Source organism: Chryseobacterium sp. CP-77, assembly GCF_036362765.1.
GTDB lineage: Bacteria > Bacteroidota > Bacteroidia > Flavobacteriales > Weeksellaceae > Chryseobacterium > Chryseobacterium cupriresistens.
Genome location: NZ_CP143637.1, coordinates 2,120,386 through 2,137,829, shown reverse-complemented (window position 1 = coordinate 2,137,829; position 17,444 = coordinate 2,120,386). Strand labels below are relative to the sequence as shown.

The 17,444-nt window shown below is 35.6% G+C and carries 8 protein-coding genes; 7 read left to right on the top strand and 1 reads right to left on the bottom strand.

All coding sequences use genetic code 11. The features are described 5' to 3' along the window. Positions 1 to 9 precede the first annotated feature (9 nt). The 3 genes from V0410_RS09490 to V0410_RS09480 all read left to right on the top strand — a co-directional run bounded on the left by V0410_RS09490 (position 10) and on the right by V0410_RS09480 (position 9,908). A complete protein-coding gene (locus tag V0410_RS09490) occupies positions 10 to 1,662 on the top strand; it encodes a RagB/SusD family nutrient uptake outer membrane protein (protein ID WP_330747276.1) in 1,653 nt (550 codons plus the stop codon). A 55-nt stretch (positions 1,663 to 1,717) separates the two neighbouring features. Next, the gene (locus V0410_RS09485) at positions 1,718 to 5,785 is read left to right on the top strand and encodes a LamG-like jellyroll fold domain-containing protein (protein WP_330747275.1); all 4,068 of its coding nucleotides are present in this window, start codon (positions 1,718 to 1,720) and stop codon (positions 5,783 to 5,785) included. A 310-nt stretch (positions 5,786 to 6,095) separates the two neighbouring features. Continuing rightward, positions 6,096 to 9,908, top strand: a complete 3,813-nt coding sequence (locus V0410_RS09480) for a TIM-barrel domain-containing protein (RefSeq protein ID WP_330747274.1) — start codon at positions 6,096 to 6,098, stop codon at positions 9,906 to 9,908. A 65-nt stretch (positions 9,909 to 9,973) separates the two neighbouring features. Here V0410_RS09480 and V0410_RS09475 read toward each other — a convergent pair whose 3' ends face one another. Continuing rightward, positions 9,974 to 10,972 (bottom strand): GntR family transcriptional regulator, encoded by a 999-nt coding sequence (locus V0410_RS09475; RefSeq protein WP_330747273.1) that lies wholly within the window; start codon positions 10,970 to 10,972, stop codon positions 9,974 to 9,976. Between the two features lie 243 nt (positions 10,973 to 11,215). Here V0410_RS09475 and V0410_RS09470 point away from each other — a divergent pair, with 243 nt between their 5' ends. The 4 genes from V0410_RS09470 (at position 11,216) to V0410_RS09455 (ending at position 17,412) form a co-directional block, all read left to right on the top strand. Beyond that, positions 11,216 to 12,943 (top strand): sodium:solute symporter family transporter, encoded by a 1,728-nt coding sequence (locus tag V0410_RS09470; protein WP_330747272.1) that lies wholly within the window; start codon positions 11,216 to 11,218, stop codon positions 12,941 to 12,943. 176 nt (positions 12,944 to 13,119) lie between these two features. Continuing rightward, positions 13,120 to 15,003 carry a beta-galactosidase gene (locus V0410_RS09465; protein WP_330747271.1) on the top strand — a complete coding sequence of 628 codons (1,884 nt, stop codon included), beginning with the start codon at positions 13,120 to 13,122 and terminating at the stop codon, positions 15,001 to 15,003. Between the two features lie 19 nt (positions 15,004 to 15,022). Continuing rightward, entirely contained in the window at positions 15,023 to 16,096 is a 1,074-nt protein-coding gene (locus V0410_RS09460; protein WP_330747270.1) for a UDP-glucose--hexose-1-phosphate uridylyltransferase, read from the top strand. Positions 16,097 to 16,128: 32 nt separating this feature from the next. Continuing rightward, the gene (locus V0410_RS09455; RefSeq protein ID WP_330747269.1) at positions 16,129 to 17,412 is read left to right on the top strand and encodes a galactokinase; all 1,284 of its coding nucleotides are present in this window, start codon (positions 16,129 to 16,131) and stop codon (positions 17,410 to 17,412) included. Positions 17,413 to 17,444 lie beyond the last annotated feature (32 nt).

The following is a 17,444-nucleotide window of genomic DNA, read 5'->3' as shown; positions in this document are numbered from 1 at the left end:
AGATATCAAATGAAAAAAATAAAAATCATAGTACTGTCAGTTACCCTATCTATAGTTACCGGTTCCTGTAATTTAGACAGGTTTCCGGAAGACAAAATATCCGAAGATACATTTTGGAAAACTGAAAAAGATGCTACCATGGCGCTGAATGGTATTTATAAATACTTGTCCGGGGCAGCTTACCTAAGTTTATACAATGATTGTTACACAGATAATTCATATGCTCAATACCCCTGGGAGACAATGGCAGTAGATGCTTCTGCAGGAAATATACTTCCTTCTACAGATTTCGGATATGACTTTACGACAATCAGAATGGTAAATACCTTTTTAGAAAATATCGATAAGATCCCAATGGACAAAAATCTTGCTAAAAGATATAGCGCAGAAGCAAGATTTATAAGAGCTTTTAATTATTTTGATTTATCTCAGCGTTTTGGTGCTCTTCCGTTGGTACAAAAATCAGGTAAATTAGATGAAACATCTCTTACACCGGTTTCTGAAGCTGAAATTGATGATTTTGTAACCAATGAATTAAATGCTATTGAAAATGATTTACCTGCTATCTATACTTCCGGCCAGGATAAGGGTAGAATAACAAAAGGAGCTGTATTAGCATTTAAGGCAAGGGTCTATTTATACACAGGAAAATATAAAGAAGCTTATGAAGCAGCTCAACTGGTAATGAATTCCGGAACTTACGGGCTTTTCAATACAGCTACAGTAGACACAAGTACAGACTATGATAGCTTTGTTACTTTTACTTCTACCACGGATAAAGATAATTTTTATAAAGGTTTAAGTAATTATCAGGCATTATTCTGGGCTAAAAATGAGGGCAGTATAGAATCAATTTTAGAAGCCCAGTATGTACCGGATTCAAAAGGAACATATAGTAACTACATGACCCTTCTTCTATTGCCCAATGAAGAGAGTGGTTGGAGCTCTATCACCCCAACAATCGATCTGGTGAATGCCTATTGGAAAAAAGATGGTACAGCATTTACCCCTCCTTCTGATGCTGTAAGAGCGTCAAACTATAATGATGGAAATCCAAATGGTGCCTATCTCGACGAGTTCAAAAACAGAGACACCCGTTTATATGCAAGTATTATGCACCCGAATGGCCCCTGGTCTTATCTGAAAGGCTTTGGAACAAGCAAACTGTTCACTTGGGGTAAAGGAGGAAACAATACATCAAAAATTGGCTATAACTATAAAAAAATGGCAGACTATAGTTCATTAGATGAAAACTTAAATGCGAGTAATAATTTTATGCTGATTCGCTATGCAGAGGTACTGCTTACTTATGCTGAAGCAAAAAATGAATTGTATGGGCCGGATGCCTCCATTTACGATGCATTAGACAAAATCAGAAACAGAGTAGGTATGACCGTAGTAAGCAGAACACAAACAAAGGAAACGTTGAGGGATATTATTAGAAATGAGAGAAGAATAGAGCTAGCCAACGAAGGACATAGATTCTACGATATCAGAAGATGGAAAACTGCTCCCAATGTAATGAAAACAATCTACGATATCACAAATACACAGGTTGCAACAAGAGTTTGGAATGATAAGTTTTACAGATTCCCTTATCCTCAGACTGCCGTGGATTTAAATCCAAAATTAAAAGAAGCTCAGGCAGCAAAAGGATACTAAATATAGATTACAAGGATTAGCAGTATTTAACTGTCAATTAATTAAATAAACACATATGAAAAACAAATTATTCTTGTTGATATTACTGATATCTACAATCTGCAATGGTCAGGATTTTTCATCAAATAAAACCTTACGGACAGAAGAAGATGATGAAGATATTGAGTATGAAATTAAACATAAGTCGATGTCCTGGTTTTCAGACATGAAAGATTATGCAGACTATTTTAAAATCAAGTCCAATTTTGATAAGTATTTCGGAAACCACAGATGGGAAAAAAGTAAACCGCGAAGCCTTGGTGAAGACTGGCTCAGAACCAAGCTGTTTTACCTGGATGAGAAAGGAAAAGTAGTTCCGGAACCTTTGTTAATAAACCATTCAAAAGCCAGCAACAGCCCATTAATAACTACGCAGACCCAGGTGGGAAGCTGGTCTATGATTGGTCCTTTAAACAGTGCAAGTACATTTTACTCAGGTAAGGGAAACCATGGAGGGTATGTATATCTGAATAAAATTGATCCTACTGATCCTCAGAAGATATTTGTATCTTTTGTAACCGGTGGCTTATGGCGTACAACCGATGGGGGATCAGTCTGGAATCTGGTAGATAACGGTTTTCCGGATTCTAAATATAATGACGTAGATGTATGCATTGCTAATCCGCAAATTGTGTATGCATTAAGCGACAGTCAGCTCATTAAATCTACCGATGGAGGGCTTAACTGGCTTACGACCACTATGACTGCGGCTAACTATCCAGGTAAAGCGTATGATATTGCCGTTTCACCTTTAAATCCTGATATCGTAGTTGTGCGCTGGGGGACATCGCTTTATCGTACCACCAATGGAGGAAGCTCCTGGAATGAGGTTTATACCGGGCTTCCTAATTATGCAATATGGGATTCATCCATACACAGCGAATGTTTGGAATGGGATCCCAATGACAGTAATTCTGTTTACTTTGCCAGTACTTCCAATACTAATGTTTTCAAAGTTTATAAGTCTGTGGATCAGGGATCAAGTTTTTCCCAGTTGAATTCAACCACATTGGATACTTCCGCAAATGGCCAGATCATTGGGTGGACGAAAGTTTTTTTACCTGTTAATAATACGGCTTCATTCTACGTAGCGGCAGGTACAGGTTCAAGTGCTTATGGTCATAATGCGGTTCAATTATACAAATTCAATAAATTAACTGGAAATATAGAGCTTACCAGAACCAATATGGTTTCCGGCATTGGAGATGTGTATAATCATGATCCGTTACTACACCATGGAGATATTCAGATGGACCGTAAAGATGAAAATAAAATAGCTTATGGAGGCTATGGAAATGAAAAAATACATATTTCTACCAACAATGGTGCTTCATTTTCACTAGCATCAGGAACTACGCATTCCGATATCAGGGCCATTGATTTTATCAACGGAAAGTTAGTCGTAGGAAGTGATGGGGAAATGACAGATTCTAATGATTTGGGAAATACTTTGACCACCAAAACCAATAGTATCAGTAATCATGAATTATGGGGATTTGGCAGTGCATTTAAGAGCAATTTAGTGGCATCAGGAAATAACCATGGTCCTGCTATGATCAAAGAAAGTGCTAATGGTTTTACATGGTACAATGGGCCAGGAGCAGATCAGGGAAATACAGATGTAAATCCATTGGATGACCGTTATATTTACAGCCAGGGATATAGCAACTACCGTTATTTCAGAACCGGTGTACATACTTTGGTAAATGAACCTAATTTTTTGGATTTGGGAGGAATCTATGATTATTTCAATTCTATAGAATTTCATCCCAATAAATATTACAGCATTATTACCCATCATGCAGGTCAATATCCGGATGGAAATCCTAATCTTGCAACATGGAAAAATTCTCTAATCAAAACTGAAGATAACGGAAACAGCATTTCTATTATTAAGACTTTTACTAAACAGGTATTCAGAGAAAAAATTTCTGCTAAGAATCCAAATGTAATGTGCGTTGTAGAAGGTATTACCAGTAATAAGCTTTGGAAAACTACAGATCAGGGAGCTACCTGGACTGATATTACACCTGATACAACCGTCACATTAGGCCCAAAGAACATATCAGATATTGCTATCGGAGATAATAATCCTAATGAAATTTGGGTAACCTACAGTGGAGTCCAGTCAGACTGTAAGGTTTTAAAATCTAATGATGGAGGAGTAACCTGGACTAATCTTAGTTCTCCCGTGCTCACTACTTCCCCTGTTACGAAAATTATTTTTCAGAGAGGTTCTAATGGCGGAGTATATGTAGGTAATAAGGCAGGAGTCTTTTATAGAAATAACAATATGAATAACTGGGCTATGCTGGGTAATGGCCTGCCAATGTGTGATGTACGCTTTATGTTTATTAATTATAATGAAAATAAATTAAAAATAGGAACTTCCCGTGGTGCCTTTGAACACACTTTGTATGAAATAAGTCCGCCCAGTGCTCTGATATCAGCTGATAAAAGCAAAATATATTGTCCGGTAACAGAAATTGTACAATTTAAAGATTATTCAGTAGTCCGTAATGTCGGCGCAACATGGCAATGGAGCTTCCCTGGTGGAACTCCTTCAACGTCATCACTGGAAAATCCGGTAGTATCTTACAAAAATGCTCCGAATGGATTGTATTCTGTAACATTAACGGTAACAGATCAGTATGGCACCAGCACACAAACATTAAATAATTTTATTGAAGTCAATAATCAGTGTGGATCAAGCCAGCCCGATGGCGTCCCTGGAAACAGTATAAAGCTTACCGGTGATAGTAATAAAGATTACGTAGAAATCAATGATCTGAATATTAACAAAAACTCATTTACCTTCTCCTGCTGGATTAAACCGGATGGAGTACAGACGGATTATAGTGGTATTTTTATGTCTCAGGGCGATACGAGTGCGTTTGGAATGAATTTTAACGGTGGAAATAATACCATAGGTTTTCACCCGGGGTGGTCGTGGTCTTCAGGTTTGCAGGCTCCTCCAAATCAATGGACACATGTAGCATTGGTAAGCAATGGGATCAACGTAAAAATATATGTTAATGGAAAAGAAAGTGTGAACAGTACAGCATTGCCTTCAGAAATTGTTAATACTTTATTTTTAGGAAGTTATGGAAGAGGTTTTTCTAATAGGTTCACCAAATTGGAAATGGATGAAGTGGCTATATGGAACAGAGCTTTATCAATAGATGAGGTCAGACAATGGAGACATCTTACAAAAAGCACAGCAGCAAGCCCTATACTAAACGGTTTAGTATATTATCTTCAGTTTAATGAATCAGTGGGTAATATTACGATCAATAAAAATAACTCTAATACTGCAGCCTCATATAAAGGCAGCGGGTATACAAGATTATTATCTAATGTTCCTGTTTTTCATGGAGTAAGCGAGAAGATTAATATCAATTCTTCCGGGTTAAAAGATTTTACCAACGCAGGAATATCTATGGAATTTGCTCCGGGAACCTATCCTAATGGTGATGTTTGGGTGTCGAGAGGCAGTATAAATCCTGATCAGCTGCCTGATAGTAATACGAACTTTGGCTTTTATTCTATTGTTAATAATTATGGTGCTAACCAAACATTTGCTCCGCTTACCTCACTGTCTTTTTATAAGAATGCTGATTTTGCTAATTATCCTTCAGCATCTTCTTACCATCTTTTCAAAAGAGGCAGTAATGATTTCGGAAATAGCTGGGGAAGCAGTATTGACAATGCAGATACTGTTTCAGGAAGTGGGCTTAATACAAAAGTAACCTTTAATAACGGGCTTAACGTTAGCTCTTTCAGTCAGTTTATACTAACCGTTAATTCATCTGTGTTATCAGCTCTTAATCCTGTAAAATCCAAGGCTGCTCATCCACAGATCGTTTCCAATCCCATATTACATGGTACTCCTATTTCTATACGTTTACCAGAAAAATGGATAAGTTCTCATCTGATCATTTATGATACTTCAGGAAGAAAAATTGCTGAGAAATTCAATTTAAAAGCTGATGAAAATATATTGCTTAACCTTCCTCAGGGAACTTACACGGCATTATTTATTAAACAATCAGATAAGTATATCGAAAAATTCATTATTAAATAAATTTGAATTGATAAATTCCCACACTTTTGATGTGGGAATTTTGTATGACCAGACGTCCAAATTTACAGACAGAAACGGAATTTTATTTCTCCACCAACCGATGAATTAAAATTAAGCAGTAAATTGAGCAGACCTATTGTATGAGCTATATTTCTGAAATAAACAGAGTCAGCTTATTAAATAAAGTAGTGAATAAATGATCTATATTTTTGAAAGTCCTGTGATCACAAAAGATGATACAGTTGTTTTATCTCTAATATTGATCTCACGTTCTTAGAGTAATATACAAATTAATATAATACCAAGGTACATGAATACCGTTTTAAATTCAAAAAATCAAAAAATTTTACTCCTGAGTTCTTTTCTTGTTTTCTTCACCGGAAGAACTCAGGCTCAAAAAATTGATAATGTTTCCAGGAAGGGAGAAACCTCTGTAGAGGTTTTGTTTTCCGATAACAAAAAGCTGATCATAGATTTTTACGGAGAAAATCTTTTTAGATTATTTTTAGATCCCAAAGGTGGAGAAATAAGAAACCCGGAAGCATCACCTCCCGCTCAGATTCTGGCAGATCAGCCCAGAAAAAAAGTAAAAGAAATTGCGGTCAGTAATTTGTCACAGACTGTTTCCGTTTCTACCGCTAAAACTAAAATAGAAATTGAAAAAGCAACTTCTTTATTTAAAGTATTTGATCTGAATCTTCATAAAGAAGTATTTTCCTTTATGGCTCCCATAGAATTTAATTCTAAAGAAGTCGCATTGACCTTATCTCAGGGAAAAGATGAATATTTCTATGGAGGTGGTGTACAGAATGGGAGATTCTCTCATAAAGGAAACACTATTTTTATTGTAAATCAGAATAACTGGACTGATGGTGGTGTAGCATCTCCCAATCCTTATTATTGGTCTACCAACGGATATGGTTGTATGTGGCATACTTTCAAAAAAGGATACTATGATTTTGGTAAACAAAATAAAAATGAAGTGAAGCTGGCTCATGAGACCGATTATCTGGACGTTTTCTTTATGGTAGATGATACCCCCAAATCTTTGTTGAATGATTTTTACCAGCTTACCGGAAACCCTGTACTTTTACCCAAGTTTGGTTTTTATGAAGGGCATCTTAATGCCTACAACAGAGATTATTGGAAAGAAGATGTAAAAGGAATACCATTTGAAGACGGAAAAAGATATAAAGAGAGCCAAAAAGACAATGGCGGAATTAAAGAATCGTTAAATGGCGAAAAAAACAATTATAAGTTTTCTGCCAGAGCAGTGATAGACCGGTATAAAAATGCAGATATGCCATTAGGATGGATTTTACCAAATGATGGATATGGTGCAGGCTATGGACAAACTGAAACGTTGGAAGGCAACATTGCCAATTTAAAATCATTTGGAGAGTATGCCAGAAAAAATGGAGTAGAAATAGGATTGTGGACACAATCAGATTTACATCCTAAAGAAGGAGTTGCCGCTCTTTTGCAGAGAGATATTATAAAAGAAGTGCAGGATGCAGGGGTAAGAGTACTAAAAACTGATGTGGCCTGGGTAGGTCCTGGTTACTCATTCGGACTGAATGGCATTTCAGATGTCGCTCAAATAATGCCACGATATGGTAACGGAAGCCGTCCTTTTATCATTTCACTGGACGGATGGGCGGGTTCACAGCGATATGCAGGTATCTGGACAGGAGACCAAACAGGGGGAGAGTGGGAATACATAAGATTCCATATTCCTACCTATATAGGTTCTGGTCTGTCTGGCCAGCCTAATATTACTTCGGATATGGATGGTATTTTTGGTGGGCAAAACCCGGTTATCAATACCAGAGATTTCCAATGGAAAACCTTCACTCCTATGCAGCTCAATATGGATGGCTGGGGAGCCAATGAAAAATATCCTCAGGCTTTGGGTGAACAAGCTACTTCTATCAACAGGAACTATTTAAAATTAAAGTCGAGCTTACTTCCTTATACTTATAGTGTGGCTAAAGAAGCTGTAGATGGGCTGCCAATCATCAGAGCAATGTTTTTGCAACAGGCTAATGATTATACCCTCGGAAAATCTACTCAGTATCAGTATCTGTATGGTCCCTATTTTTTAGTAGCTCCCATATATCAAGCCACGAAAACGGATAAAGAAGGGAATGATATCAGAAATAATATTTACCTCCCTGAAGGAAACTGGATTGATTACTTCACAGGACAAACGTATGAAGGAGGAATTATTTTAAATCATTTCGATGCTCCTGTTTGGAAACTTCCCCTATTTGTAAAGCCGGGTGCTATTATTCCGATGGTAAATGCTAATAATAATGTTCATGAAATCAATAGAAAAGTAAGGATTTATGAAGTGTATCCTTCAGAAAAATCCAGTTTTACAGAATATGATGACGATGGTATTACCGAAAATTATAAGAAAAATGAATCTGTATATACGCTTGTAGAAAGTAATGTAGTGAAAAATACAGCTGTCATAAGTATTTCTCCTGCCAAAGGTAACTTTAAGGGTTTTGAAAAAGAAAAAATGACAGAATTCAGAGTTAACGTTACTCAAAAGCCATCCGGTGTAAAACTTTCTGTTGGAGGTAAAAATGTAAATCTGAAAGCAGTAAATACGTTAGATGAATTCAATAAAGGGGCAAACGTATATTTTTACAACAGCAAGCCTGAATTCAATAATTTCTCTACAAAAGATTCTGATTTTTCAAAGGTTTCTATTACCCGAAATCCCCAACTTTGGGTAAAATCAGAGATCACCGATGTCAGCAAAAACAAAGTAGAGCTTGTTGTCGAGGGGTATCAGTTTTCCAGTTACAACCATTTAAAAAATAATTCCGGGGCATTGGCAGAAGCTTTAAAACCTGTCACTTCAGAAAGTACAAACACCGCGTATTCAATATTGCCATCGTGGAATAAAATACCTAATGCTGATTACTATGAAATACTATACGATAATATGGTATACAGTAATATTAAAGATAGTTCTTTCCTGTTTGAAGGGTTGACCCCTGAAACAAAATATGATTTCAAAGTAAGAGCTGTCAATAAAACCAATACTTCTGATTGGGTTCCTTTTTCATCCCGAACCAATAAAAATCCTTACGAATTTGCAATTAAAGGCATAAAAGCCACATCCTCCATTCCAAGCCAGGAAGGAGAAGGGATAGAAAACCTTTTTGATCAGGATGCAAATACGGGATGGCATTCGGATTATGAAAAGAGCAAAGTCCCTTTTGAAATAATTTTGGATTTGGGCTCTGTTAATACAATAAGTAAATTGGAATATATCCCTAGAAGCAACGGTTACAATGGAATATGGATGAAAGGTAAAATTGCGTATAGTGATAATAAAAAGGACTGGACAGAGCTTGGCTCTTTTGCCTGGGACAGAAATAACAAACCCAAATCTTTAGATTTTGCGGCACACCCTGTCACAAGATTCATTAAAATTGAAGTCGGCAGCGCCTTCGGAAACTTTGCTTCCGGAAATGAGCTATATATCTTTAAAGTACCAGGTTCTGCAACTTTACTTCCTGGAGATATTAATAATGATCAGAAAATTGATAGAAATGACTTTACTTCGTATATGAATTATACAGGTTTGAGAAAAGGAGATTCTGACTTTGAGGGATATATCAGTAATGGTGATATTAATAAGAACGGTTCCATTGATGCATTTGATATTTCTAACGTCGCTACAAAAATTGATGGAGGGATAAATGATGAAGAATTGAAGCCACTGAAAGGTAACATTACAGTCTCTGTCTCAAAACAGCAATATGCTAAGAATGATATTGTAGAAGTAGTGGTAAAAGGTAATAATCTACAATCTGTAAATGCACTGAGTTTTGCCGTTCCATATAACCAGCAGGAACTGGAATATATAGGCATTACACCATTACATATTGAACAAATGGAAAACCTCACTTATGATAGATTGCATACCAATAAAGAGAAGGTATTATATCCTACGCTGGTTAATACAGGACAAAAACAATCTTTAGAAGGCACAACAGATTTATTCATTCTTAAATTTAAAGCCAAAAGAAACGGATCATTTAATATAAAAGCTGTTAACGGATTATTGGTGGATAAGACACTGAATTCTATTGACTTTTAATGACGAAGTTTAAAGCTAAAAAATAAAGGCTCAGATTTTATAATCTGAGCCTTTGTTCAAAATAATTATAGAGAATTTCTTATGATTAAATTAGAAGTATTTTCAATTCTTCCTTCTTTGCTATTAAGAACCATCTCTGCCAGAATCTTTCCCATTTGCCAAAAATCCGTAGAAATCGTAGTAATGCCATTTTCTACAATACTTTTTAGGGGCGTTTCGTTGTAGGATATAATTCCAAAATCCTTTCTGATTTTTAGCTTCTGTTTTTTAGATTGCTTAATGACATTGACCAAATGCTTGTCATCCAGGATTACAAATACGTCTCCATTCAGTATTTCCCCATCAGTGAAAGTACAGATAATCTCATATTTCATTTTATACTGCTCACAAAAACTGGTAAATCCTTCTACCATACCTACAGGCTCTTTTTGTCCCGGAAAAATAAGAATTAATCTTTGATAGGTTTCAAGCTTAGTTTTCGCTTTTAATAACCCATTGTACATGTCCTTTGCGAAATTCTGATATACTGATGAATATTCCCTTAAAGATATATTGGTTTGATCCAATAGGTATACATCCTTCTTGGGAAGCATTTTAATAATGGGAGCTGTATCATTCATATTCCCGGGCATAATGATATATTTTGTGTAGTTTCCGTTGTTTTCCTCTATTAATTTCTTGAAGACATCAATATTAAAATAGTGGAAAAATACATGTACATTCGCTCTTTGCTGTATCTCTTCCAAAAAAGAATAATAAAGATTTTCCTTAAAAGCATTCAGTTCATCAAACAGTAAAAAGATGCGCTCTTCAAAATTCCAATCAGTACTTTTTATATAGTATCCTTTACCCAGAATAGCATTTATTATTCCTTTCTTTTTTAGTATCTCGTAGGCATACAGAACAGTGTCTCTGGAAATACCGAATTCCATACACACTTTATTGACGGAAGGTAATTTGTCATTTTTTTTTAGGAGTTGTTGGGCAAGAGCTTGTTCAATGGAATTTATAATCTGCTGGTATTTAGGAATAACTGAATCGGGGATTATTTTAATAAGCTTCATAACATTGCCAATTTTTTAACTAGTAGTAAATATACAAAAACCGGTAGGAACAAGTATGGTTGTGTTTTTCAAATTGATACATTTGATAATACAAGGTTTTCTTTTGTATGATTTAAGTGTAAAAGATTCGAATTTATTCTAAATAATATATTAAGATTACTAAACTATTAAATACTTTATAGTACATGAAAGTGCTGGGAAGTATAGAAATCTATGATAAACTTACTATAAAAATTTTTAAGCGTGGGAAAACTATCGACACTTGATTTTGTTATATTTCTAATTTATTTTTTTGTTGTAACAGTATACGGCCTATGGATATACAATCGGAAAAAATCAAAAATTACAGGAAGTAAAGATTATTTCCTTGCAGAAGGTTCACTAACATGGTGGGCAATTGGAGCAAGTTTGATTGCATCTAATATTTCAGCAGAACAATTTATTGGGATGAGCGGCGAAGGCTTTTTCACAGGAGTAGCGGTGGCCGCTTATGAATGGCTGGCTGCCATTGCACTGATAATTATTGCAGTCTGGTTTATTCCTATTTATCTCAAAAATAAGATTTATACGATGCCTCAGTTTTTGGAAACACGGTATAATAAGGCTGTTTCTCTTATTATGGCTGTTTTTTGGCTATTTTTATATGTAATTGTTAATCTTACTTCCATTCTTTATTTAGGAGCTGTAGCTATTGATTCATTGCTTGGAGGAGGGCATCTGCATATCATTATGGTTACACTTTTACTAATGGCTTTGGTTATTGGATTGGGTGGAATGAAAGTCATTGGCTACACGGATGTTATTCAGGTGGCTGTTCTTATTATTGGTGGCTTTGCTACAGTTTATATGGCATTACAGGTTGTGGATCAAAGAATTAATGGTGCTGCTGTTGGAAATGCTTTAATGGGTTTAAATACCCTTTTGAAAGAAGCTCCGGGACATTTCAAACTCATTCTTGATAAACCACAAATTACCACCACTACTTTATCAATGTCAGAAAATTTAGCGGTACGGAAATATGTAGTTTTGCCAGGTTTAGCAATGTATCTTGCTGGACAATGGATTGTACAACTTAATTATTGGGGGTGCAACCAATACATTACCCAAAGAGCATTAGGAGCAGATTTAAAAACAGCAAGAACAGGAATTTTATTTGCAGGATTTTTAAAACTTTTTATGCCTGTAATCGTTGTGCTTCCTGGGATTGCAGCTTATGTACTTTATACAAAAGGTCATTTGCCCAATTTTAATGGGGTAAAAGATAGTGCTTACTCTGCAATCCTGGGGCTGCTTCCATCTGGACTTAAAGGTCTTGCAGTGGCTGCTTTAACAGCTGCAATAGTAGCATCACTTGCCGGAAAAGTAAACAGTATCTCCACCATTTTTACTTTAGATATTTATAAAAAATATTTAAAAACCGACACATCTGAAACGCAAATGGTAAGAACAGGACGTTTGACAATTATAGTGGCAATGCTTGTTGCTTTGATATTTACATGGACAGATATTTTGGGAATCGGTGGTGAAGGGGGGGTTACATTTATACAAAAATATACTGGTTTTATTAGTCCGGGTGTATTTGCTATGTTTATTTTAGGAATGTTTTGGAAAAGAACTACCGGAACTGCTGCTATAGTTGGGGTTATTCTCGGCTTTTTATTATCTATATTCTTTAACAGTTTTGCAGTTGAACTATTTGGAAAAGAAACATGGATATATACAGCATTTACATATGAAAAGTGGGAAAATGGCGTGGTGAAAACTATTACAGAGATTCCTTTCCTTATCAATATGGGTTGGTCATTTTTCATTACTGTAGTGGTAATGGTACTTTTAAGTGTCTTTGGTCCAAAAGTAAATCCAAAAGCTTTTGTTACAGACAAAAATATGTTCAATGTGGACAATAGAACATTATTCCTGATCGTCATTATTGTATTACTTCTGACTGCTATTTATGTTCGTTTTTGGTAACAGAAATAATTTTGAGTTTTGCATTGAAAAATTCCACAAGTTTCATATTATTTAAATATTGTTTCAACTGGTGGTAAAGCTGCAAAAACCGGTGGTAGCCAGTATTACAGCATCAGGTAAATTTATAAATTTGTTTTAATACATAACTAACTTTAATCACTAATACAACATATACAATGAAGTTTATTAAAAACATAATTTTAGCCTTTTGCTTAGTGGGAGCAACTGTGATAAATGCCCAGCAAAAACCTGTTAAATATGAATCTTTCAAAATTGAAGATGGAGAATTTAAATTGAACGGACAGGCAATTAAATTGCATTCTGGTGAGATTCATTACGCCAGAATTCCTCAGGCTTATTGGAGACATCGGTTACAAATGGTTAAAGCTATGGGGTTAAATGCGATAGCTACTTATGTTTTTTGGAATTATCATGAAATAGCTCCTGGAAAATGGGATTTTCAAACCGGTAACCGAAACTTAGCTGAATTTTTAAAAATAGCAAAAGAAGAAGGTTTAATGGTAATCCTTCGTCCAGGTCCTTATGTATGTGCAGAATGGGAATTCGGTGGTTATCCCTGGTTTTTACAAAACGACAAGGATATGAAAATCAGAGAATATAATACTCCGTTTTTAAATTCAACAAAAGCTTATTTCACAGAACTTTACAAGGTGGTCAAACCTTATCTGATTGTTAACGGAGGTCCTATTGTTATGGTGCAGGGGGAAAATGAATTCGGATCTTTTGTGAGTCAACGGGAAGACATTAAGCTGGAAGATCATAAAAAATACAGTTCATCTGTGTTTGATCAATTAAAAGAAGTTGGTTTCAAAGGAATGACATTTTTTACCTCAGATGGAGACTGGTTATTTGAAGGGGGTGCCTTGCCCGGCGCATTACCAACTGCAAATGGAGATGAAGACCCGGAAAATATTAAGAAAGAGGTGAAAAAATACCATAATGGGAAAGGTCCTTTTATGGTTGCGGAATACTATCCGGGCTGGTTAGACCATTGGGCAGAACCTTTCCCCCGTAAAGCTGCGGAAAGAGTAAAAGGTCACATTGAAAAATTCATGAATAATGATATTTCCTTTAATATTTATATGGTACATGGAGGAACTAACTTCGGATTTACCTCTGGAGCTAATTACGATAAAGATCATGATATACAGCCAAGTATGACCAGTTATGATTATGATGCTCCTATTACTGAGGCAGGTTGGGAAACCGAAAAGTATATGAAATTAAGAGAATTATTAAAAAATTCCTCTACACCTCCTGTTCCTTCAAGAATTCCAGTTATTAAGATTCCGGCTATTCAACTATCTCAGGCAATTGATTTAGAAGATTTAAAAAAGAATGTAAAACCGGTCGTTAATGACAATCCTTTGACTTTTGAGCAGTTAAATCAAGGGCATGGCTATGTCTGGTACAGCAAAAATTTTAATCAGCCCATTAAAGGAACTTTAAAACTTGATGGATTAAGAGATTATGCAATTGTATATGTGAATGGAGAAAAAGTAGGAGAGCTTAACCGTTACTATAAAAAATATGAATGTAATGTTAATATCCCCTTCAATGGAAAATTAGACATTATAGTAGAAAACATGGGGCGAATTAACTACGGGGCTGAAATTAATAAGAATACAAAAGGAATTATTTCTCATGTATTTATTAATGACCGAAAAATAACAGGAGATTGGGAAATGTATGGACTTCCTTTTGAAAAGGCTCCGGTAATTGATGCAAAACAAAAATCTGATGTAAAAGAGAACAGACCAGTTATCTATAAAGGAAATTTTAATGTATCGCAGGTGGGAGACACATTTTTAGATATGCGGCCTTTCGGAAAAGGGATTGTATTTGTCAATGGAATTAATCTGGGAAGGTATTGGTCGGTAGGACCACAACAGACTCTGTATTTACCGGGCTGTTACTTAAAAAAGGGGAATAATGAGATTGTTATTTTTGAACAGAAAAATAATAAACTTCAAAAAGAATTAAACACATTATCCGAACCTATTTTAGACAAATTAAACCCTGAAAACGGGTCAAACTGATATAAATAATAAACTCAGTATGAGTAATCCATTTAACAGCAAAAATCATCCGCATAGAAGATATAATCCTTTATTGGACGAATGGGTTTTGGTATCACCTCAAAGGGCAAAACGCCCATGGCAGGGCCAAGAGGAAAAGCCTTTAACAAGCATTCAAAATCAATATGATCCAAAATGTTATTTATGTCCCGGAAATTCAAGAGCTAATGAGACCCAAAATCCCCGTTATGAAGGTGTATATGTATTCGATAATGATTTTGGAGCTTTATTGAAAGAAGAAGTAACCACAGATAAAACGAATGATGAAGAGGATGAGTTATTTAAAATGAAACCTGAAAGAGGAATTAACCGGGTCATCTGCTTTTCACACGACCATTCATTGACTCTTCCTGAAATGTCTTTAGAAGCAATTACAAAAGTGGTGTCCGTCTGGAAAGAAGAATATCAGAATCTGGGTAAATTAGATTATATTAATCATGTTCAGATTTTTGAAAACAAAGGGGTAGTGATGGGCTGTAGTAATCCTCATCCTCATGGTCAGATTTGGGCACAGGCATCCATTCCTTCCCAAGTGGTCAGAACACAGCAAAATTTGAAAAACTATTATGATAAATATGGAACAACCCTTTTGTCAGATTACCTTCAGAAAGAAATTGAAAGCCAGGAACGAATTGTTTTAGAAAATAAAGCTTTTGTGGCTTTGGTTCCATTTTGGGCAACGTGGCCCTATGAGACAATGATTATTAGTAAAGAACCTTTAAATAGTTTATTGGCTTTTTCATATGAAGATCAGGTTTTATTTGCTCAGATATTGAAAGATCTGACGACGAAATACGATAATATTTTCTCAATTTCTTTTCCTTATTCCGCAGGAATGCATCAGGCACCTACAGACCTGGAATCTCATGAAGAATGGCATTTTCATATGCATTTTTATCCCCCTTTGCTTCGTTCAGCTAGTGTGAAAAAATTCATGGTAGGATACGAAATGTTAGCAGAAGCCCAAAGAGATATTACTCCGGAACAAAGTGCCGGGATTCTTAAAAAAAGTTCAACAACTCATTATAAAAATCAACAAAATAGCTCTTCATAAAATAGACAGTTTTATAAATCAGATACCAATACATGTCAAATAGTAAATATATTGATTCTTTAATTAATAAAGGTGATATTACTCAATTTAGAGAGTTGTACGGACAAAATTCTGAATTGTTACATCAGCAGACAATCCGGTATACCAGAACATTATCCCGTTTTAAAGAGATTTTTGGAGAAAAAGAGGTTTCTTTTTTTAGTTCACCAGGACGAACCGAAATCGGAGGTAATCACACGGATCATAACCATGGCCGCGTACTGGCGAGTGCTGTAAGTTTAGATAATATTGCCGTTGCTGCTAAAAATAACTCAAATATAATCAGGATTGAATCGTCAGATTATCCATCATTTGAAGTAGATTTAAATCATCTCATTCCCCAGGAAAATGAGTTTTTAACCTCAAACGCTCTGGTTCGTGGAATTAATGCCCGGTTAAAAGAACTGGGATATACAATAGGAGGATTCGATGCTGTAATTAACGGAGGCGTTCCTAAAGGTTCCGGATTAAGTTCATCAGCATCATTTGAGGTTTTAATTGGTGCAATTGTGAGCCATTTATTTAATGAAGGCAACATAGATCCCATAGTAATTGCCCGTATAGGGCAATATGCAGAAAATGTCTTCTTTGGAAAACCTTGTGGATTAATGGATCAGGTAGCTTGTTCGGTAGGAGGGCTGGTAATGATTGATTTTGAAGATGTAACAAATCCTGTTGTTAAAAAAGTAGATTTTAATTTTGAATCAACTGGTTTTTCTTTAGTGATTACAGATACCCGGGGCGATCATACTAATTTGAATGATGAATATGCTGTTTTACCGAAAGAAATGAAAGAAGTTGCAGCTCATTTAGGATGCAGTGTGTTGAGAGAAACTACTTTGAAAAAAATAATGGATATCGCTCCTTCTATCCGTAAAAAAGTAGGAGATCGGGCCATTTTAAGAGCTATTCATTTTGAATGTGAAAACGATCGGGTAGCAGATCAAGTAGCAGCCCTGGAGAATAATGATTTTGCAAAATTTTTGCAATTGGTAGTAGATTCAGGGCATAGTTCGTACATGTACAATCAAAACATTTATGTACCAGATAACATACAAGAACAAGCCGTTTCACTGGGATTGGCCTACAGCGAATTGGTACTGAAAGATGCCGGAGCATGGCGTGTACACGGGGGAGGATTTGCAGGAACAATACAAGCCTTTGTTCCTGAAAATTTACTTGAAAAATACACCGCAACTTTAAATCATTTATTTGGAGCTGATGCATGTCATCCTTTATTCATCAGGCAAAAAGGAGCGGTTAAATTAGATTTTTAAAAACGGTTTCATTAATCAAAAATAGGAACATA